Here is a 17,495-nt window from a genome sequence, read left to right on the forward strand (position 1 = left end):
CCCCATGCCGACCCCACTGCCCTGGCACCAGATAGACACTGTCCTGCTCGATATGGATGGCACCCTGATCGATCTCCATTTTGACAACCACCTCTGGCAGCAGCTGGTCCCCGAGCGCTATGCCGAGCGACTCGGCCTGCCGCTGGCCGAGGCCAGAGTGCAGATCGAGGCGCACTACCAGGCCGTCAGCGGCACCCTCGACTGGTACTGCGTGGATTACTGGAGCGAAACCCTGGGGCTCGACATCCGCGCCTTCAAGCAGGAGATCCTGGAGAAGATCCAGTGGCGCCCCAACGTCATCCCCTTCCTGGCCGCGCTCAAGGCCGCCGGCAAGCAGCTGGTGCTCTTCACCAATGCCCACCCCGCCAGCCTGTCGGTCAAGGATGCGCACCTCGGCCTCGCCGAGCACCTCGATCTGATGGTGAGCACCCACGAGCTGGGCTGGTCGAAGGAGAGCCAGCGCTGCTGGCAGGCGCTGGCCGAGCGGCTGGCGTTCGACCCGGCCCGCACCCTGTTCGTGGATGACAGCGAGCGGATCCTGCGCGCCGCCGCCGATTACGGCATCGGCTACCAGCTCGCCATCCAGAATCCGGACAGCCGGCAGCCCGAGCAGCGCATCACCGCCTTCCCGGCGATCCGCGACTACGCCGAGCTGTTGCCCCTCGGCACCTGATACGCTCAAGGCCCTCATCGCGAGGGCCTTGTCATATCGGCTCAGCAGCCAGTCCGCTGATTAAAGCCCTCAGGCCGCATCGCGCGGGGCCAGTACCCCCATGCCGGCCAGGTAGTCGAGGGCGCTCGGGGTGAATCCGATCTCCGCTAGGTGCGCCGCCGTGAAGGGGGCGCGCTGCAGGGGCAGGCCGCGGCTCACCCGTTCCATCCAGTCCGGATTGCCGATCGCCGCCGTGCCCACCGCTACCAGGTCGGCGCCGCCGGCCAGAGCCAGCTCGGCCGAGGCGGCGTCGTGGATCTTGCCCGCCACCATGAGCGGCACCCGCCCGGCCAACCCGACCCGCACCGCCTCCAGCAGGGCGCCGCCATCGGGATCCCCCGCCACCGCCTTGAAGCTGTCCCCCATGGAGAAGTGCAGGTAGTCGATCCCCTCGTCCGCCAGCAGGTGCGCCACCGCCAGCTGATGGGGCAGCTCTATGCCCTGGATATGGGCATAGTTTTCGGGGGAGATGCGCACCCCGACCAAAAAGTCCCGGGGCAGACGGGCGCGGATGCCGCGCACTATCTCCACCAGGATCCGCGCCCGGTTGGCGATGCTACCTCCCCAGCGGTCGGTACGCCGGTTGTGCAGGGGGTTGAGGAAGTTGCAGAGCAGGAAGTTGTGGGCCCCGTGCAGCTCGACCCCGTGCAGGCCGGCGTCATGAGCCCGCTCGGCGGCGCCCATGAAGGCCTCGATCAGCGTAAGAATTCCCTCCTCGCTCAGCCCCTTGACCCCGAGCGGGTAGCGTCCACCCGGCGCCAGCGCGCACGGGCCGACCGGCGCCCCGTCGTTCAGTTCGGGCAGGGCCCGCATCCCGCCGTGATGCAGCTGCACCACCGCCAGCGCCCCGGCCTGCCGCGCACTGTCGGCCAGGGCCGTGAAGGCCTGCTGCTGGGCGTCGGTCATCAGGGCCGGCTGCCCCGCCCAGCAGCGTCCGCCGGGCTGTACCTGGGTAGCGGCGGCGATGAGCAGGCCGAAACCACCCCGGGCGCAGCGCGCCAGCCAGTCGAGCTCGGCCTGAGCGGGATCGCCGCCGGCGCCGCTCATGTTGTGGGTCAAAGGGGCCAGCACGGCCCGGTTCTTGAGCCGCAATCCGGCCCGTTCGAAGTGGAAGCTGTCGCCAAGTGCCTTGTTCATCACCCTCTCCCGGGATCGCAATGGAATGTCGCCACTATAATCCCGGGCATTCAGGATATAATCAGGTGCACAAGCAAGGCATTCATTCCCACCAGGACGCAATAGGCCGCCACACATGAGTCACCACAAGCTCGACACCCTCTACCTGATGCGCCTGCTGGTCGCCATCGTCCGCTGCGGATCCTTCGCCGCGGCGGCGGCCCAGCTCGGCATCACCCCGAGCAAGGCCTCAAAGGATCTGCGCCACCTGGAGCAGAGCCTCGGCAACACGCTCCTGAGCCGCACCACCCGCCGGGTGCAGCTGACCGACGCGGGGGAGCTCACCTACCGCCAGGCTGACCAGATGATCGCCCTGCACGAGCAGCTGCTGGACGGCCTGCAGCGCCGCCGCTCGGCCCTGTGCGGGGAGCTGCGCATCACGGCGCCGGATCTGTGGGGCGAGGTGGTGCTGACCCCGGTGCTGCTGCGCTTTCGCGCCGACCACCCCGAGGTGCGGATCATCGCCGACTTCAGCAATACCCCGGCCGACCTGCTGCGCGACAACCTGCACGTGGCGTTTCGCAGCACCGAGCTTGGCAGCCAGCCCTATCTGGCGCGCCCCATCGCGGTGGACGATCTGGTGCTCTGCGCCAGCGCCGACTACCTGGACCACCACCCGCCCTTGCGCGAGCCGCAGGATCTGCAGCAGCACCCCCTCATCACCCGCTGCCAGGAGTACAGCCACCACGAGCGCTGGACCCTGCTTGCCCAGGGGCGCGAGATCCCGCTGGAAGTGGCGGGCGAGCTGGCCTTCAGCAGCAAGAAGGCGATTCACCAGGCGATGCGCCAGGGGCTGGGGATCGCCCGCTTGCCGCGCTACCTGGTGGCGGCCGAGCTGGCCGAGGGGGTGGTGCGCGAGGTGCTGCCCGACTACCGTCCCAAGGGGGCCGGCTTCTATGCCCTCTACACCCAGCGCCGGGCCGAGTCGGCCCTGGTCGGCCACTTCCTCGACTACGTCATCGAGGCGCTCACCCCTTCATGAGCGGATCACCAGGTGGTACTGCTTCTTGCCCCGGCGCAGCAGCAGATAGCGGCCGAACAACCAGTCGCCGTCGGTCACTGGCCCATCCTGGCGGATCGCACCGTTGAGGCTGACCGCCCCCGCCGCCAGCAGCTCGCGAGCGATGCGCCTGGAGTTCGCCAGGCCGCACTGCACCAACAGGGTCACCAGATCCGTTTCCCCCTCGATGGGGCTGCTCGGCAGGCCATCCTGGGCCAGCTGGGCCAGATCGCTCTCGCCAAGGCGAGCCACGTCGCCGCTGAACAAGAGCTCGCTGATGCGCCGCGCCGCCGCCAGCGCCCCCTTGCCGTGCACCAGCTCGGTCAGCTCGTCGGCCAGCACCTGCTGGGCCAGCTTGCGCCCCTGCCGCTTGGCATCCTCCGCCTCCAGCGCCTCAATCCCGGCCAGCGGCATAAAGCTGTAGTAGCGCAGGAAGCGGTAGACATCCTCGTCCGCGGTGCCGAGCCAGAACTGGTAGAAGGCGTAGGGCGAGGTGAGCGCCGGATCGAGCCAGATTGCGCCCCCCTCGGTCTTGCCGAACTTGGTGCCGTCCGCCTTGGTGATGAGCGGCAACGTCATGCCATAGACCTGGGCCTGATTGAGCCGGCGGGTGAGATCCATGCCGCTGGTGATGTTGCCCCACTGGTCGTTGCCGCCGATCTGCAGGGTGCAACCGAGGCGCTGGTTGAGCACCGCGAAGTCCTGGGATTGCAGCAGGGCGTAGGAGAACTCGGTAAACGAGATCCCCTGATCCGGTCGGGCGAGGCGCTGGCGCACCGACTCGCGGGCCAGCATGGCGTTGACCGAGAAGTGCTTGCCGATGTCCCGCAGAAAATCGAGGGCCGACATCTGCCCCATCCAGTCGACGTTGTTGACCAGCAGCGGCGCCGCCAGCCCGTCGCTGGCCGGCAGCAGCGCTTTTATCTGGGCCGACAGGCTGGCTACCCAGCCCTGCACCGTCTCGGCGCTGTTGAGGCTGCGCTCGCTTGCCTTGAAGCTGGGATCGCCGATAAGGCCAGTGGCACCGCCCACCAGCGCTACCGGGGTATGGCCCGCCAGCTGGAAGCGGCGCAGCATCAACAGCGGTACCAGATGGCCGATATGCAGGCTGCCGGCGGTGGGATCGAACCCGCAGTAGACGGTGCGCGGGCTGGCTAGATGATCGCGCAGCGCCACCGGGTCGGAATTCTGGGCCACCAGGCCGCGTCGGGTCAGCTCATCGAGCAGGTGAGGGTTGATCATGGGTGCTCCAACAGCAGGGGAAAAGCCCACATCCTCGCCGCTCCGGCCCGCGCCGAATATGTCCCCCAGGGGACAGTTTTGCCACTCTCGTGCTAGCATCCGGCCATAGTGTGACCATCGCACAACCATCGCGGGAAGCCCGCCACCCGGAACTTATCGCCATGACCCAGCGCCCATGATCCAGCCACTCGCCACAGAAGCCCTGACCCGCAGCATGACCGAGGTGGTCGATGCCCTGCATGGCAGCGGCTTCCCGGCAGCCCTGGTGCGCCTTATCCAGCAGCAGGTGGCGTTCGACTGCGCCCTGCTGCTCGGGGTGGGGCAGCGCCCCGTCTACCTCTACGACAACCTGCACCACCAGCGGGCCCTGCTGTTCGATCGCTACCTCACCCGCCACTTCAGCCAGGATCCCTTTATGCAGGCGCTGGAACGGGGGCTGGGGGCCGGGGTCTGGACCCTGGCGCAGGTGTCGCGCGGGCGGCTCGACCCCGAGTATCGCCACCACTTCTATCAGGCCACCGGCTGGCAGGAGGAGGTGGGGCTGATCCTGCCGGTGCGTGGCGGCCTCACCCTGATGCTGTTTCTGGGCCGCCTCGACAAGCGCAGCTCCCTCAGCCGTGACGAGCTGGCCCGGTTGGAAGCGCTCTTTCCACTGGTGCATTCGCTGTGCCGCCAGCACTGGCGGGAGGGAGCCGCCCTGCTGGCACAGAGCCCGGCACTGCCGGGTGGCGCCGACCTCAAGACGGCGGTGGAGCAGGCCATCGCCAGCGTGGGGGGCGCAAGCCTCACCCGCCGCGAGCGTCAGGTGGCGGGATTGCTGTTGCAGGGGCTCGATACCGAGGCCATTGCCGGAGCGCTTGGCATCGGCAGCGGCACGGTGAAGAATCATCGCAAGCACCTCTACGCCAAGCTGCACCTGCGCTCACGGGCCGAGCTGTTCCGCTTCTTCCTCAATCACCTCATCACGGCGCCGGCCGGCACCTCCCCATAACGACACCACCCCGCCGAGGCGGGGTGGTGTCGATGCTTGCCAGATCAGACGGCAAGGCCGTCAGATGCGGCCCTGGTAGCGCAGCGGGAAACGCCCCTGCCCATCGGGCTGGCCGAGGAAGGGCAGCCCCTGCTTCATCTGCTCCGGCAGTTCGGGCCCGGGTTTCAACGTGCCCTGGAACAGGTACTGGCGATTGGCCTGCAGCTCCAGCTTGCCCTGTACCTGTACCGCCTCCGAGCCCTGCTTGAGCTCGGCTACCAGCCGGGAGTCGATGCAGGTCAGCTTGATCTCGGGATCCCCCAGCACCAGCTTGCCGGCCGGGGTATCGGCATCGGCCCCGTACCAGTAGAGGTTGCCGTAGAGGTTGTCGCACCAGGGGTTGCCCTGGGCAAACTGATCGAGCTTGAGCTGCAACTGGCCAGCCACGGTCACCGGCACGGGCAGCTGCATCGGCACCCGCGCCAGCAGCCAGGGGGCCGGCACGTTGAGGGTGATGTCGCGGCCAAAGGCGGCGCCGCTCCAGCCAACCACCCCCTGCCCGTTGAGACCGCTGCGCTCGCCAAAGCGCAGGGAGACTTCAGGGGCAAAGCGCAGCAGCGACCAGCCATTGAGCTCCCAGCGCAGCTGGGTCAACGACTCGCTGGCGTATTGCAGGCGGGCAACCTGGCCGCTCCAGAGGGTGCCGCTCACCCCTTCCAGCTGCACCAGGGGCGGCAGCGGCAGGTAGCGCACCACCAGAGAGGCCGGCAGCTTGGCCAGCAGGAAAACCAGATAGGCCGCCAGAAACAGCACGGCAATCAGCACTCTTTGCTTCATAGAAAACGACTCGACTGCAAACGCCCGATCAGGCGCGAGGCCCTGCTCGGGACGCGTTGTTTCATTGGGGACGGCTCAGCTGCAAGCGGCGAACCTTGACCAGACCGGGCGCCAGATTCTCGCTGGCCAGCTCGATCACCTGTACCTGCACGCCATGGCGATCCGCCAGGGTCGCCAGCCAGATCAGCAGATCATCGAACGCCACCGTGTCGATCCACACCTGCAGCTCCTGGCCCTGGGGCTGCAGCCGGGCAATCTTGATCTTCTGGTTGAAGGCGGTGCGGTTGACCACCCCTTCCAGGGTGCCACTGGTATCGAGCTGGCGGCCCTGGCCACCCTGCAGCGCCAGCACCTCTTCACCCTTCTCTTTCAGCCAGGCGAGAGTCTGCTGCTGGCTCAATACCTGCCGCTCGCGCTCGTCGATGCGGTTGCCGATGGGCTGCCAGATGACCCAGTAGCAGAAGCCGATCAACAGTACGCTGCCACCCACCGCCACCAGCCGCTGCTCGCGGGCGCTGATGCTCCGCCACCAGCCTTGTAGTTTGTCCATCATGATGATTTACCCTTCAGCACCAGTGCCCCTTCGACCTTGCCTTCGGTGCTGCGCACCTCTCCCTGCTGCACCTCGAAGCGCTTGCCGGCCAGCTCGCGAAAACGCTCGATCTCGGCAAAACCGGGGGCCGTCACCTGCAGCCTGAGCTCGCCGCGAGCCGCGTCAAAACGCAGCACCTCGGGCTTGAGGCCGGGCACTTCGGCAAAGGTGGGGGCCAGCTCGGTCAGCACCATCAACACCCCGTCCTGGGGCGTCTGCCCCAGCTGCTGGAGGTGCTGGGTCATCTGGCTGCGCACGTTGACGATGCGGCTCTCCCCCGGGAAGATCCGGGTGTAGACCTGCCGGATCTCCGCCTTGAGCGCCTTGTCCTGCTCCGCCAACTGATAGAGCTGCACGCCACGCTGGGCGAACGCCACCACCAGCAGCGCCCCGGCCACCACCGCCACCTTGCGCCACTGCTGCCAGTAGCGGGAGTATTCGGTCTGCGGTCGGTAGGGGCCCTGCAGCAGGTTGGCCTGACTGGCGAGTGCGCCCCGGGCCAGCAGCAGCATGGGCAGCTCGGGATCGGCCGCCTGCCAGCTGGCCGCCGCAATGGCCGGCGGCGGGGTATGGCTGTGAATGGTCACCGGCGCCGGCTCCGCCGCCAGCAGCATGGCCAGCAGCGGCTCGTCGGCGACGATGCCCTGACAGGGCCCCTGGCGCAGCAGCCACTCCTTGCCCAGTTGCAGCGCCGACCAGCCCTCGCTCGCCTGCGGCAGCGCCAGCACGTCCGGCAGCAGCTGCCGGCTCTTGAGACCGGCCTGCTCCAGCCAGCCGAGCCAGGTCTGCATCTTCTCCTTGTCGACCGCCATCAGGTCCACCTCGTGACCCTGATGACCCAGCACCACCAGGTGCAGCTCATCCACGTCGGAGGCGATTTGCTCCTCCAGCAGATAGGGCAAGGCGGCCGCACTCTGGCGGCTGTATTTGCCCGGCAGGCTCACCCGCCGGAAGATAAGATCGCTGCCGGGCACCAGCACCACCGCCGGGCGGCCACCGGCCCGCTCCTGCAGCTCGCCAAGGGCATGGGCCGAGGCCAGGGTACCGGAGGCGATCACCTCCTCCTCCCCGCCCGACCACACCAGCCACTCGACCGGCTGCTGCGCATTGGTCCCCAGACGGATGACCAGACTCTCGCTCACTAATGTCTCTCCTGCCATGCTCGCTCACATCCCTCGGGATGGGCGGGCGCGCAGCCATGGGCTGCAGTCCAATCGGGGGATGGCGCGGGCCGGCCAACGACCGTCACCCGCCTCCCTTGTTATTCGGCGCCGCCGTTCAGACGGCGCAGCATCACCAGCTTGTTGTCCTTGCCGCGCACGAAGACGCTCTCCAGCCTGGCCCGGGTGTCACCCACCTCGGCAAGCAGCCTGGCTTCGAAATAGCTGCTCTTGACGTCCAGCGCCGCATCCAGTCCCTGGATGTTGCCCACCTGCACCGGCATCTGGTCCGTCATCTCCTTCTTGTTCTTCCACCCCTTCTGGGGGCGGCTGGTCAGCACCCGCTTGGCATCGTCCAGCCCCACCTTGTCCAGATAGAGCGCCACCAGCAGGGCCGACTGCTCCGGCCGGATGGTGTTGACGTTCACCACCAGCTTGTCGTTGGGCAGGGCGCACACATAGGGCGCCAGCCGGGCATAAAGTTTGGCGCTCACCCCGCGCACCGCCCGCAGCTCGTCGGTGCCGAGCATCCACTGGTTGGCGGTCAGATAAGGGGGGGTAAGCCCTTCGTAATAGGCATCCTCGGCGCCGTAGCTCGACACCAGCACGGTATCCTTGTCGGTCCAGTCGCGGATGGCATCGGTCAACTGCACCGCCTCGTAATCTTCCACCTCGAGCTGCTTGAGCAGCGCCTTGAACACCTTGACCGGATAGGGCTGCTTCTCCAGATCGTCGCCGCTGATCCCGTCCTTCAACGGCACGCTCAGGCTGTTGAGGTTGAAGCAGGATTGCAGGTCCCGCACCCGGCCGGTGAGCTTGCCGTCATCCACCGGGAAGACCGCATCCTGGCGCGCCCAGTTCTGCCCCAGGCTGACCACGTTGGGGTCATCCTTGAAATCCTGGGCCAGCACCTTGCTCACCAGCGCCTCCGCCGACATGGCATACCACCAGGCCTGCTTGCCGGCGGTGAGATTGGCGGTGCGGCGCAGCTCCAGCTGCAGGCGGCCGCTCATGTTGCTGGCGATGATCACCATCACCGACAGGATGAGCAGCACCACCAGCAGGGCCATGCCCCCCTGGCGGCCCGGAGTGGTGCGGGATCGGCCCCGGCCGCGCTTAATTGCCATTGTCCGCTCGCTGGCCGCCGGCGCCGATCAGGAACTGGCGGCGTCGAATAGTGCCGTCATCTTCCATGACGGACAGGGGAAACTGACGATCAGTTACCATTATCTGCCCTCTGACCGCCGGCGCCGATCAGGAACTGGCGGCGAATGGTACCGTAGTCTTCAAGATCCAGCTCCACCGCCAACCCGTAGGGCAGCACGTTGCGCTGGGTCCACTCCTCTTTCCAGCTGCCCTTGTCGTAGAAGTAGAGTCGCAGCGCCGTCACCCGCTCCAGCATCGGCTGGATGCGCGGCTCGGTGCCTATCACCGGATCCGGGTAGAGGTAGCTCAGCCGCTCCAGCTTGTGATCCTTGAGCCGCCAGCCGACCCGCTGCAGGCCGGAGCGCGGCAGCATGCCGTCCGGGTTGAGCCAGCCGCCGCGCATGAAGGCCATGCCCCAGTCGTCGCTCTGCTGGCCGAAGCGGGAGGCCGCCAGCAGCACCTTGTTGCTCTCGCCGTCGATGCGGCCGCTGCGTGGCACCATCTGGGTGACGTCCCGCTCCAGCACGGAGAAGGCCAGCTGCAGTTCGGAGAGACGTGCCTCCTTGCGCTTGGCCACCTCGTCGCTGGTGAGCACCCCTTGCAGCACCTGATAGGCGCCCAGGCTCAGGCCGGCGAAGATAGCGATGGCCACCAGCATCTCCAGCAGGGTAAACCCCGCCTGACGCCGGCTAATGGAGAGACGTTGGTGAATGTTCATCGGCTGATGCCGGCTCCGGATCATGGAGACACCTTGATGCAGGTTCATCGGCTGATATAAGTCCGGATCATGGCCACCGGGCTGTCGGCCTTGGGTGCGGTACGCACTTCCATGTCCAGCGCCTTGAAGTTGCTGTCGGCGGTGGCGACGCCGCGATAGCGCCAGTACCAGGTCTGGCCCGCCATCTGCTCGTCCCCCTCCACCCAGCTGTCACCTGGCCACTTGGCTTCGAGCTTCTGCTGCACCAGCTGGTTCTCCACCACCCAGGTCGCCAGGGTCTTCTGTTCCAGATAGTTGAGGCCGGAGAGGTGCTCGCTGGCAGTCTTCATCACCGCCAACCCGGCGATGGCGAACACCGCCAGCGCCACCATGACTTCCAGCAGGGTCATGCCGCGGGCGTTCATTCCTCTTCCTCCTCGTCCTGCAGCAGGCGCAGGCGGCCGAACTCGTCCGCCTTGACCGTGCGCACATAGCGCTGATCGTCGTCCTGCTGGGTCAGGGTCAGCACGAAGGGGGTCAGCTCGCTACCGGGAAAGATGAACACCTGGGGCGTGCGCTCCTTCTCGTCGCGCCCCTTCTCGTACTTCTCGTCGGAGTCGGTCCGCCAGCTGAAACCCTCGAGCTCGATGGCCAGCTGCATGTTGTCGGGCAGCTCGACCCGATCCAGCAGCTTGTCGCCGCTCATCACCTGCCACTTGCGATCCTTGGCCGCGCGCTGCATGAACTGCCAGCCGTTGTCCTCGACACGCAGGCCCACCAACCGGCCATCCATCACCGAGTACTCCTGCGCCTGCTGCAGCACAGCCATGAAGCGGCGCGCCTGCTTGTCGAGCTCCCGATCCCCCCTGGCGCCACCCATGCTAAGGGTGACGGCAGTGGCAACCAGACCCATCAACATGGCCACCAGCAACACTTCCAGCAGGGTAAAACCGGCCTGGCGACGGGCAGAAGAGGCCGCCTTCATTCAGGCAGCCTCGGGATGACTCGGTGAGCGCGGCGCGGCGGGATCACTTATTGGAAGTCCTTCAGGTTCCAGTTGCCGATGTCGTCATCGGTACCGGCTTCGCCATCCAGCCCCATGGAGAAGATGTCGATCTTGCCGAACTGGCCCGGGCTCAGCATCTGGTACGGGTTGCCCCAGGGATCCTGCGGCAGGCGCTTGATGTAACCCCCTTCCCGGTAGCTGCGCGGCTCAGGTGCGGCGGTCGGCTTGTTGACCAGCGCGTCCAGCCCCTGCTCGGTAGTCGGGTAGCGGTTGTTGTCCAGCTTGTACATGTCGAGGGCGTTTTCCAGCGCCACTATGTCGGAGACCGCTTTCTGCTGGTCGGCCTTCTCCTTGTTGCCCATCAGGTTGGGCACCACCAGGCTGGCCAGGATCCCCAGGATCACGATGACCACCATCACTTCCAGCAGGGTAAAACCCGATTGACGACGCTTTTGCATGACTTACTCCCTCACGAAATGAGATGGCATGAACCATCAACGATTAACTGTTAAACCACGATCGTTCGATGACGCCTGTCGGCTAATCGAACCTACGGAGTTGATTGGACTGGTAGGTTCGAATAGCGAAGCATATTCGAACGTCCGAACCTTACAAATTCACCATATTGTTGAGCTCCAGGATCGGCTGCAGGATCGACATCACGATAAACAGCACCACCCCGGCCATGGAGACCACCAGCATGGGTTCGAACACCCCGAGGGCGATGTTCACCTGGGTTTCGAACTCCCGATCCTGGTTGTCCGCCGCCCGCTCCAGCATGTTGTCGAGCTCGCCGCTCTGCTCGCCGGAGGCGATCATGTGCAGCATCATGGGCGGAAAAATTTTGGTTTCATCCAGCGACTTGCGCAGGCTGGTCCCCTCCCGCACCCGCTCGGTGGCCTCACCGATACGCATGCGGGCAAAGTCGTTGGAGAGCACTTCGCCGGAGATCTTCATCCCCTCCAGCAGCGGCACGGCGCTGGCGTTGAGGATGCTTAAGGTGCGGGCGAAACGGGCAGTGTTGAGACCGCGGCTGACCCGGCCGATCACCGGCAGACGCAGGATCAGCTGGTGCCAGTGACGACGACGCTTGTCGTCGGTCAGCCACCAGCGCCAGACAAAGCCGCCCACCAGCAGCAGCAACAGGAACCAGAGGCCGTAGTGCTGCATCAGCTCGCTGGTACCGATGAGGAAGCGGGTGGTGGCCGGCAGTTGCTGGCCCATGTGTTCGAACTGGGCCACCACCTTGGGCACCACGGCGGTGAGCAGGATGGAGATCACGCCGATGGCGACGCAGGTCAATACGATGGGGTAGATCATCGCCTGCAGCAGCTTGGTGCGCATGTGCTGACGCTGCTCTGTGTAGTCGGCGAGGCGGTTGAGCACCTTCTCCAGGTGACCGGACTTCTCGCCGGCCGCCACCATGGAGCGGAACAGCTGATCGAACACATGGGGGAAAGCCCCCAGCGAATCGGCCAGCGAATAGCCCTCCACCACCTTGCTGCGCACCGTGGCCACCATGCTGCGCAGGTGGGCCTTCTCGCACTGCTCGGCGACAGCCTTGAGTGCCTCTTCGATGGTGAGGCCGGCCCCCACCAGGGTCGCCAGCTGGCGGGTGATCATCGCAAGCTCGGCGGTGCTGGCACCACGGCGGAACAACACGAAGCGGTTCGCCTCGCGCTTGGCCTTCTCGGTGGTCTCGTTCACCTCGAGCGGGGTCAGCCCCTGCTCGCGCAACAGCTGGCGTACCTGACGGGCGGAATCCCCCTCCAGTACGCCGCTCTTGTTGCGACCCTTGCCATCGAGGGCCTTGTATTCAAATGCCGCCATCTCAGTCTTCCCGGGTCACGCGCAGCACCTCTTCGAGGCTGGTCTGCCCCTTGAGCACCTTGTCGATGCCGTCGCGGCGGATGCTGGGGGTATGGCCCCGGATCAACCGCTCGATGGCCAGCTCGCCGCTGGCGCTGTGGATCGCCTCGCGTACCGCCTCGTCCACCACCACCAGCTCGTGGATGCCGGTCCGGCCGCGATAGCCGGTGTGGTTGCACTGCTCGCAGCCCACCGGGCGCCACACCTGCTGATCAGGCGCCAGTTCGATGCCCATGGCAATGCGCTCCTGCTCGGTGATGGGGCGCGGGGCGCGGCAATCGGGGCAGAGGGTGCGCACCAGCCGCTGGGCCAGTACCGCCAGCAGTGACGAGGAGAGCAGGAAGGGCTCGATGCCCATGTCCCGCATCCGGGTGATGGCACCGATGGCGGTGTTGGTGTGCAGGGTCGACATCACCAGGTGACCGGTCAGCGACGCCTGCACCGCAATCTGGGCGGTCTCTAGGTCACGGATTTCCCCCACCATCACCACGTCCGGATCCTGACGCAGGATGGCGCGCAGGCCGCGGGCGAAGGTCATGTCCACCTTGCTGTTGACCTGGGTCTGGCCCACCCCTTCGAGGTCATATTCGATGGGGTCTTCGACGGTCAGGATGTTGCGATCCCGCGAGTTGATCTCGGAGAGGGCTGCGTAGAGGGTGGTCGACTTGCCCGAACCGGTCGGGCCCGTCACCAGAATGATGCCGTGAGGCTTGCGAATGAGTTCGCTGATGATGTTGCGGTTGGCCAGCGTCATGCCGAGCTGCTTGAGCTCCAGCCGCACGTTGTTCTTGTCGAGCAGACGCAACACCACCCGCTCGCCATAGCTGGACGGCATGGTGGAGACCCGCACGTCCACCGCCCGGCCGCCGATGCGCAACGAGATGCGACCATCCTGCGGCACCCGCTTCTCGGCGATGTCCATGCGCGACATCACCTTGATGCGCGACACCAGCAGGGAGGCGAGCTTGCGATGGGGGCGCAGGATCTCCCGCAGCACCCCATCGATGCGAAACCGGATCACCAGGGCCCGCTCGAAGGTCTCGATGTGGATGTCGGACGCCTCTTCTTTTATCGCCTCACTCAACATGGCGTTGATGAGGCGAATGATGGGGGCATCGTCGTCGGCGTCCAGCAGGTCTTCGCTCTGGGGCAACTCTTCGGCCAGCGCGAAGAAGTCCATCTCGTTGCCGAGGTCCTCCATCAGCTGGCGCGCCTCGGAGGAGTCGCGCTGGTAGTGGGCCATCAGCAGCTCTTCGAAGGCCTCGCCGTCCATCTGCTCCACCGTGAAGGCGCAGCCCGCCACCCGCCGCACTTCCAGTAGGGTTTGCGGCGTCACGCCCTGGCGGCAGAGCAGCACCGGGGCCCCCTGCCGCTCGGTCAGGATCACGCCGAAGTTGCGGGCGAAGGCAAACGGCAGCTCGGGTAGGGCTGCCGGCATGTCGACGCCATCCAGCTGGTATGCTGCCATTACTTGTTACCCACGAATGGCTGCACCGAGTCGATTGTCGTCTGCTGGTGCTGCTTCATCTGTTCAATCTGCTTTTGTGCCTCGGGCGATGTTGTCACACCCTGGCTGTACTCGGGCAGCACCTGGCGCTTGGGCGAGGTGAGGTAGCCCTCCTGCGCCGCCGCCTCCTGCTGCTCGGAGCGGAACTCGGTGTACTTGTTGCTGGAAACACCTGTGTAGATGTTGGCATCCCGCAAAATGGTGGGCCGGATAAAGACCATCAGGTTGCGCTTGGAGGTGCTGTTATTGGTCGAACGGAACAGATAGCCCAGCACCGGGATATCGCCGAGCAGCGGCACCTTGGAGACGGTTTCGCTGGTTTTCTCATCCATCAAGCCGCCCAGCACTACTGTCTCGCCGCTCTTCACCAGCACCGCATTCTTGATGGTGCGGGTATCGAAGGTCGGGCCAAGTGTTGCCGTTCCCTCGGCAGGTTTGTTCGCTACGCTGGAGACCTCCTGCTCGATATTGAGCAGCACGGAATCCCCCTCGTTGATCTGCGGCGTCACCACCAGCTTAGTGCCCACCGTCTTGCGCTCGATGGTGTTGAACACCTGATCGCTGGTGGTGGAGCTCTGGGAGCCGCTCTGCACCGGCACTTCCTGGCCGACGTTGAAGGAGGCTTCCTTGTTGTCCATGGTGACGATACTCGGGGTGGAGAGAATATCGCTCTTGGAGTTGGTCGACAGGGCCGTCACCAGCGCGGCCCAGTTGCCGTGATAGAAACCGGCCGCCATACCGTTGAACTCTTTGGCCAGCGAGGCCAGGCCGGTGGTGGTCCCGTTATCCTTGTAATCCTTGGCCGCGATGGCCACCGAACCTATCGGCAAACCGGTATTGGTGAACTGGGTGCCGCCGCCATTGGTGTTGGCCCACTGCACCCCGAGGTTGAGGCCGTCGCCATCGGCGATCTCGACGATGATCGCCTCCACCAGCACCTGGGCACGGCGGATGTCGAGCTTGGCGACCACCTGCTCCAGCTCGGCCATCACGTCCGGCTGGGCGGTGATCACCAGCGCATTGGTGGTCTCGTCGGCGGAGATGGCCAGCTTGCCACCGCCGATGCTGGCACCGCCACCGCCTGTGGTGGTAGCCGCGCCGCCCTTCTTGTCGGCCTCGATGCTGGAGCTGACGCCCTTGAGCACCTCCACCAGATCCTTGGCCTTGCCGTATTTCAGATAGAAGACCCGGGTGTTGCCCTGGCTCTGCAGGTCACGGTCGAGCTGGTGCACCATCTGGATGATGCGGGCGCGCGCCTTGGGCTCGCCGCTCACCACCACGGAGTTGGTGCGCTCGTCGGCCACCACCTTGGGGGCCAGCAGCAGGGAGGTGTTGGCCCCCTGGTTGTTGCCATCCTTGTTGAGGTTGGTCACCAGCCGCACCATTTCACCGGCGGAGGCGTACTTCAGCTTGACGATGTCCACTTCCTGGTCGCCCGCCTTGTCGACCCGGCGCACTACTTCCACCAGCCGGTTGACCACGGCGGCGCGGCCGGTAATCAGCAGCACGTTGGAGGGGTCGTAATGGACCACGTTGCCGCCGCCGGCGTTGTCATTGAGCTGGCGCAGCAGCGGCGCCAGCTCGCGCACCGAGACGTTGCGCACCGGCACGACCCGGGTCACCATCTCGTCACCGCTGCCGGGGTTGCTCTCGTCCACCACCGGGATGGCGGAGGTCTTGGCATCCTTGGAGCGCACCACCTTGAGCACGCCGTTGTCCATCGGGACCACGGCGAAGCCATAGACGTCGAGCACGCTCAGGAAGAACTGGTAGTACTGGTCTTCGTTGAGCAGGTCATAGCTGCGGACGTTGATCTTGCCCCGTACCGACGGCTCGATGATGATGGTCTTGTTCAGGTTCTTGCCGACCGTGTTGATGAACTCTTCGATGTCGGCATTCTTGAAGCTGGCGGAGTATTCGGTGGCCCAGGCTGAGCCTGCCATCATCAACGCCGCGGCCACGGTGGCCAGACGCCAGCCCTTCCCTTTATTTGTCATTCTTGGTGCTACTCCAATTCATTATTCTGACAAGCCGACATAAACGTCGTAGAGCTGTCCTTGCCGCTCGACGGTGACGGTCATTTCCGTTGCGCCAGCCACCTGCTGCATCGCCTGCATGGCCTGAGCGTTATCCCGCAGATCCAGCCCGTTGATGCTGACCGCCATGTCGTTGGCGACCAGCCCGAGTTGATTGAACAGTTCCGGATTGCGACCCGGATTGAGGCGATAGCCGACCATGCGACCATCGACCCGGACCGGGGAAATATTGAGGTAATCGGTGATCTTGCCGGGGTTGCCCATCAGTTCGTTGCGCACCGAGGAGAGCTTGTCGTCCTGCTTGCCCTGCTGGGGCAGCGGCTTGCCGTACTCCTCGCCGTCCAGCATCAGGGTCTCGTCGCGCCCATCCCGCTCGATGATGACACGGTCGGCAAATACCTGGCGGATCTTGGCCTGGGTGCCGTCGATGAGGTCACCGATGCCATAGGAGTTCTGCAGCCCGTTGTGGGCGATGATGGCGATGGACTTGGCGGGATCCGAGCTCGCCAGCACGCCATTGAGCTGGGCGTTGAGCTGGGTCTTGGGAGCATCGGCTGCGACAACATCGGCCGCCTGGGCCTGCTGCTTGGCCTTGCCGAACAGCGCCAGCCGGCTGACGCCGCTCAGATCGAGCCGGTTTGAACCCTGGCCCTGACTGGCTACCACCGACGGCTGCCAGGGCTGACTGACGGGGCGGCTGCCGAGATCCAGCAGACGCCAGGTGAGGCCGGCACACTGGTGGGCCAGCAACAGCAGCAGAAGCCAGAACAGAGGCTGGCTGAAACGGGAGAGTGGCACGGTTTTACAACGGGCCAGAAGGGAGCTCAACAAGTCATCCCTGAACGGTAGCGTCATGTTTATCAATATTTTCTGGCATCCAAATCGGTTGGCTATTGTGTACGGCAATGGACCCAGAGACAACCGACCGGATGGGAGTAAGCTGCGAAAATTGACATTCCGTCACACCCTTGGGCCCCCTGTTTCTATCCCGGGGCCTGCCTCTGGTATAATCAGGCACCCCTTTCAGCCATTCCGGAGTCGATTCATGCCGAACCCCGCAGAAATCCCAACCCAGGTCCGTCTCGACAAGTGGTTGTGGGCGGCACGTTTTTACAAGACCCGCAGCCTGGCCCGCGACCAGACTGAAGGGGGCAAGGTGCACTACAACGGCCAGCGCAGCAAGCCGGGCAAGCATGTCGAGGTCGGCGCCCTCATTCGTTTCTGGCAGGGCCAGGACGAACGGGAGGTGCGGGTGCTCGAGGTGAGCGAGCAGCGCAAATCCGCCCCGCTGGCCCAGCAGCTCTATGAAGAGACCGAGGCCAGCCTGAAACGACGGGCGGAAAACAGCGAGGCACGCCGCTTCAACAGCCAGTTTACCCCGAGCCCCGAGCGTCGCCCCGACAAGCAGGAGCGGCGCCAGCTGATCAAGGTCAAGCAATATTGACCCGCCAAGATGGCCCTTTTATGACGACAGATGGCGGAATAAGTTCCTAACCACCTGTTTATTAATGTTTTTATCTATTTACCCCACCGAAGAACCCAGGA

General features: G+C 65.2%; 18 protein-coding genes. 4 read left to right on the plus strand and 14 right to left on the minus strand.

What is annotated here, in order from left to right; translation table 11 throughout:
* Positions 1 to 4 precede the first annotated feature (4 nt).
* Positions 5 to 673, plus strand: coding sequence for a GMP/IMP nucleotidase (gene yrfG, locus ACB031_RS16895; RefSeq protein WP_371139933.1), 669 nt, complete (start codon positions 5 to 7; stop codon positions 671 to 673).
* A 69-nt stretch (positions 674 to 742) separates the two neighbouring features.
* On the opposite strand, the gene ACB031_RS16900 is transcribed toward yrfG, so the two are convergent.
* Complete coding sequence (locus ACB031_RS16900) at positions 743 to 1,849, minus strand: NADH:flavin oxidoreductase (RefSeq protein ID WP_371139934.1); 1,107 nt, start codon at positions 1,847 to 1,849, stop codon at positions 743 to 745.
* Between the two features lie 115 nt (positions 1,850 to 1,964).
* Here ACB031_RS16900 and ACB031_RS16905 point away from each other — a divergent pair, with 115 nt between their 5' ends.
* Positions 1,965 to 2,870: a LysR family transcriptional regulator gene (locus tag ACB031_RS16905; protein WP_371139935.1), complete on the plus strand. Its 906-nt coding sequence runs from the start codon at positions 1,965 to 1,967 to the stop codon at positions 2,868 to 2,870.
* On the opposite strand, the gene tyrS is transcribed toward ACB031_RS16905, so the two are convergent.
* Positions 2,865 to 4,130: a tyrosine--tRNA ligase gene (tyrS, locus tag ACB031_RS16910; protein WP_371139936.1), complete on the minus strand. Its 1,266-nt coding sequence runs from the start codon at positions 4,128 to 4,130 to the stop codon at positions 2,865 to 2,867. The two genes, ACB031_RS16905 and tyrS, sit on opposite strands and share 6 nt — an antisense overlap.
* A 175-nt stretch (positions 4,131 to 4,305) precedes the next feature.
* Here tyrS and ACB031_RS16915 point away from each other — a divergent pair, with 175 nt between their 5' ends.
* On the plus strand, positions 4,306 to 5,121 hold the full coding sequence (locus ACB031_RS16915; protein ID WP_371139937.1) for a LuxR C-terminal-related transcriptional regulator: 816 nt from the start codon (positions 4,306 to 4,308) through the stop codon (positions 5,119 to 5,121).
* Between the two features lie 60 nt (positions 5,122 to 5,181).
* On the opposite strand, the gene exeN is transcribed toward ACB031_RS16915, so the two are convergent.
* The 12 genes from exeN to exeC form a co-directional block, all read right to left on the minus strand.
* Positions 5,182 to 5,937 carry a GspN family type II secretion system protein ExeN gene (gene exeN / locus ACB031_RS16920; RefSeq protein WP_005308499.1) on the minus strand — a complete coding sequence of 252 codons (756 nt, stop codon included), beginning with the start codon at positions 5,935 to 5,937 and terminating at the stop codon, positions 5,182 to 5,184.
* A gap of 61 nt (positions 5,938 to 5,998) precedes the next feature.
* A complete protein-coding gene (gene exeM / locus ACB031_RS16925; protein WP_005308496.1) occupies positions 5,999 to 6,490 on the minus strand; it encodes a GspM family type II secretion system protein ExeM in 492 nt (163 codons plus the stop codon).
* Positions 6,487 to 7,671, minus strand: coding sequence for a GspL family type II secretion system protein ExeL (exeL, locus tag ACB031_RS16930; RefSeq protein ID WP_005308494.1), 1,185 nt, complete (start codon positions 7,669 to 7,671; stop codon positions 6,487 to 6,489). Before exeL ends, exeM begins: the two co-directional genes overlap by 4 nt.
* 119 nt (positions 7,672 to 7,790) lie before the next feature.
* Positions 7,791 to 8,816 (minus strand): GspK family T2SS minor pseudopilin variant ExeK, encoded by a 1,026-nt coding sequence (gene exeK, locus ACB031_RS16935; protein ID WP_017780398.1) that lies wholly within the window; start codon positions 8,814 to 8,816, stop codon positions 7,791 to 7,793.
* 89 nt (positions 8,817 to 8,905) lie between these two features.
* The gene (gene exeJ, locus ACB031_RS16940; RefSeq protein ID WP_017780397.1) at positions 8,906 to 9,553 is read right to left on the minus strand and encodes a GspJ family T2SS minor pseudopilin variant ExeJ; all 648 of its coding nucleotides are present in this window, start codon (positions 9,551 to 9,553) and stop codon (positions 8,906 to 8,908) included.
* Between the two features lie 44 nt (positions 9,554 to 9,597).
* The gene (gene exeI / locus ACB031_RS16945; RefSeq protein WP_005308487.1) at positions 9,598 to 9,957 is read right to left on the minus strand and encodes a GspI family T2SS minor pseudopilin variant ExeI; all 360 of its coding nucleotides are present in this window, start codon (positions 9,955 to 9,957) and stop codon (positions 9,598 to 9,600) included.
* Positions 9,954 to 10,517, minus strand: coding sequence for a GspH family T2SS minor pseudopilin variant ExeH (gene exeH / locus ACB031_RS16950; RefSeq protein WP_371139938.1), 564 nt, complete (start codon positions 10,515 to 10,517; stop codon positions 9,954 to 9,956). Before exeH ends, exeI begins: the two co-directional genes overlap by 4 nt.
* A 47-nt stretch (positions 10,518 to 10,564) precedes the next feature.
* The gene (gene exeG, locus ACB031_RS16955; protein ID WP_005308483.1) at positions 10,565 to 10,996 is read right to left on the minus strand and encodes a GspG family T2SS major pseudopilin variant ExeG; all 432 of its coding nucleotides are present in this window, start codon (positions 10,994 to 10,996) and stop codon (positions 10,565 to 10,567) included.
* A gap of 151 nt (positions 10,997 to 11,147) precedes the next feature.
* The gene (gene exeF / locus ACB031_RS16960) at positions 11,148 to 12,368 is read right to left on the minus strand and encodes a GspF family T2SS innner membrane protein variant ExeF (RefSeq protein ID WP_017765226.1); all 1,221 of its coding nucleotides are present in this window, start codon (positions 12,366 to 12,368) and stop codon (positions 11,148 to 11,150) included.
* A gap of 1 nt (position 12,369) precedes the next feature.
* On the minus strand, positions 12,370 to 13,875 hold the full coding sequence (exeE, locus tag ACB031_RS16965) for a GspE family T2SS ATPase variant ExeE (protein ID WP_017787449.1): 1,506 nt from the start codon (positions 13,873 to 13,875) through the stop codon (positions 12,370 to 12,372).
* The gene (gene exeD / locus ACB031_RS16970; RefSeq protein WP_010635231.1) at positions 13,875 to 15,911 is read right to left on the minus strand and encodes a GspD family T2SS secretin variant ExeD; all 2,037 of its coding nucleotides are present in this window, start codon (positions 15,909 to 15,911) and stop codon (positions 13,875 to 13,877) included. The genes exeE and exeD overlap by 1 nt, the downstream gene beginning before the upstream one ends.
* A gap of 21 nt (positions 15,912 to 15,932) precedes the next feature.
* Positions 15,933 to 16,781 (minus strand): GspC family type II secretion system variant ExeC, encoded by an 849-nt coding sequence (gene exeC, locus ACB031_RS16975; protein ID WP_005308474.1) that lies wholly within the window; start codon positions 16,779 to 16,781, stop codon positions 15,933 to 15,935.
* Between the two features lie 214 nt (positions 16,782 to 16,995).
* Between exeC and hslR the strand changes: the two genes are divergently transcribed.
* The gene (gene hslR, locus ACB031_RS16980) at positions 16,996 to 17,394 is read left to right on the plus strand and encodes a ribosome-associated heat shock protein Hsp15 (RefSeq protein ID WP_371139939.1); all 399 of its coding nucleotides are present in this window, start codon (positions 16,996 to 16,998) and stop codon (positions 17,392 to 17,394) included.
* The last annotated feature ends 101 nt before the right edge of the window (positions 17,395 to 17,495 follow it).

This window comes from Aeromonas sp. S8(2024) (genome assembly GCF_041403085.1).
Taxonomy (GTDB): Bacteria; Pseudomonadota; Gammaproteobacteria; order Enterobacterales; family Aeromonadaceae; genus Aeromonas; species Aeromonas dhakensis.

Excerpts from the sequence above, each read along its gene's own strand:
- yrfG (WP_371139933.1), top strand. The coding sequence starts at position 5 with ATGCCGACCCCACTGCCCTGGCACCAGATAGACACTGTCCTGCTCGAT.
- ACB031_RS16900 (WP_371139934.1), bottom strand. The coding sequence starts at position 1,849 with ATGAACAAGGCACTTGGCGACAGCTTCCACTTCGAACGGGCCGGATTG.
- ACB031_RS16905 (WP_371139935.1), top strand. The coding sequence starts at position 1,965 with ATGAGTCACCACAAGCTCGACACCCTCTACCTGATGCGCCTGCTGGTC.
- tyrS (WP_371139936.1), bottom strand. The coding sequence starts at position 4,130 with ATGATCAACCCTCACCTGCTCGATGAGCTGACCCGACGCGGCCTGGTG.
- ACB031_RS16915 (WP_371139937.1), top strand. The coding sequence starts at position 4,306 with ATGATCCAGCCACTCGCCACAGAAGCCCTGACCCGCAGCATGACCGAG.
- exeN (WP_005308499.1), bottom strand. The coding sequence starts at position 5,937 with ATGAAGCAAAGAGTGCTGATTGCCGTGCTGTTTCTGGCGGCCTATCTG.
- exeM (WP_005308496.1), bottom strand. The coding sequence starts at position 6,490 with ATGATGGACAAACTACAAGGCTGGTGGCGGAGCATCAGCGCCCGCGAG.
- exeK (WP_017780398.1), bottom strand. The coding sequence starts at position 8,816 with ATGGCAATTAAGCGCGGCCGGGGCCGATCCCGCACCACTCCGGGCCGC.
- exeJ (WP_017780397.1), bottom strand. The coding sequence starts at position 9,553 with ATGAACATTCACCAACGTCTCTCCATTAGCCGGCGTCAGGCGGGGTTT.
- exeI (WP_005308487.1), bottom strand. The coding sequence starts at position 9,957 with ATGAACGCCCGCGGCATGACCCTGCTGGAAGTCATGGTGGCGCTGGCG.
- exeH (WP_371139938.1), bottom strand. The coding sequence starts at position 10,517 with ATGAAGGCGGCCTCTTCTGCCCGTCGCCAGGCCGGTTTTACCCTGCTG.
- exeG (WP_005308483.1), bottom strand. The coding sequence starts at position 10,996 with ATGCAAAAGCGTCGTCAATCGGGTTTTACCCTGCTGGAAGTGATGGTG.
- exeF (WP_017765226.1), bottom strand. The coding sequence starts at position 12,368 with ATGGCGGCATTTGAATACAAGGCCCTCGATGGCAAGGGTCGCAACAAG.
- exeE (WP_017787449.1), bottom strand. The coding sequence starts at position 13,875 with ATGGCAGCATACCAGCTGGATGGCGTCGACATGCCGGCAGCCCTACCC.
- exeD (WP_010635231.1), bottom strand. The coding sequence starts at position 15,911 with ATGACAAATAAAGGGAAGGGCTGGCGTCTGGCCACCGTGGCCGCGGCG.
- hslR (WP_371139939.1), top strand. The coding sequence starts at position 16,996 with ATGCCGAACCCCGCAGAAATCCCAACCCAGGTCCGTCTCGACAAGTGG.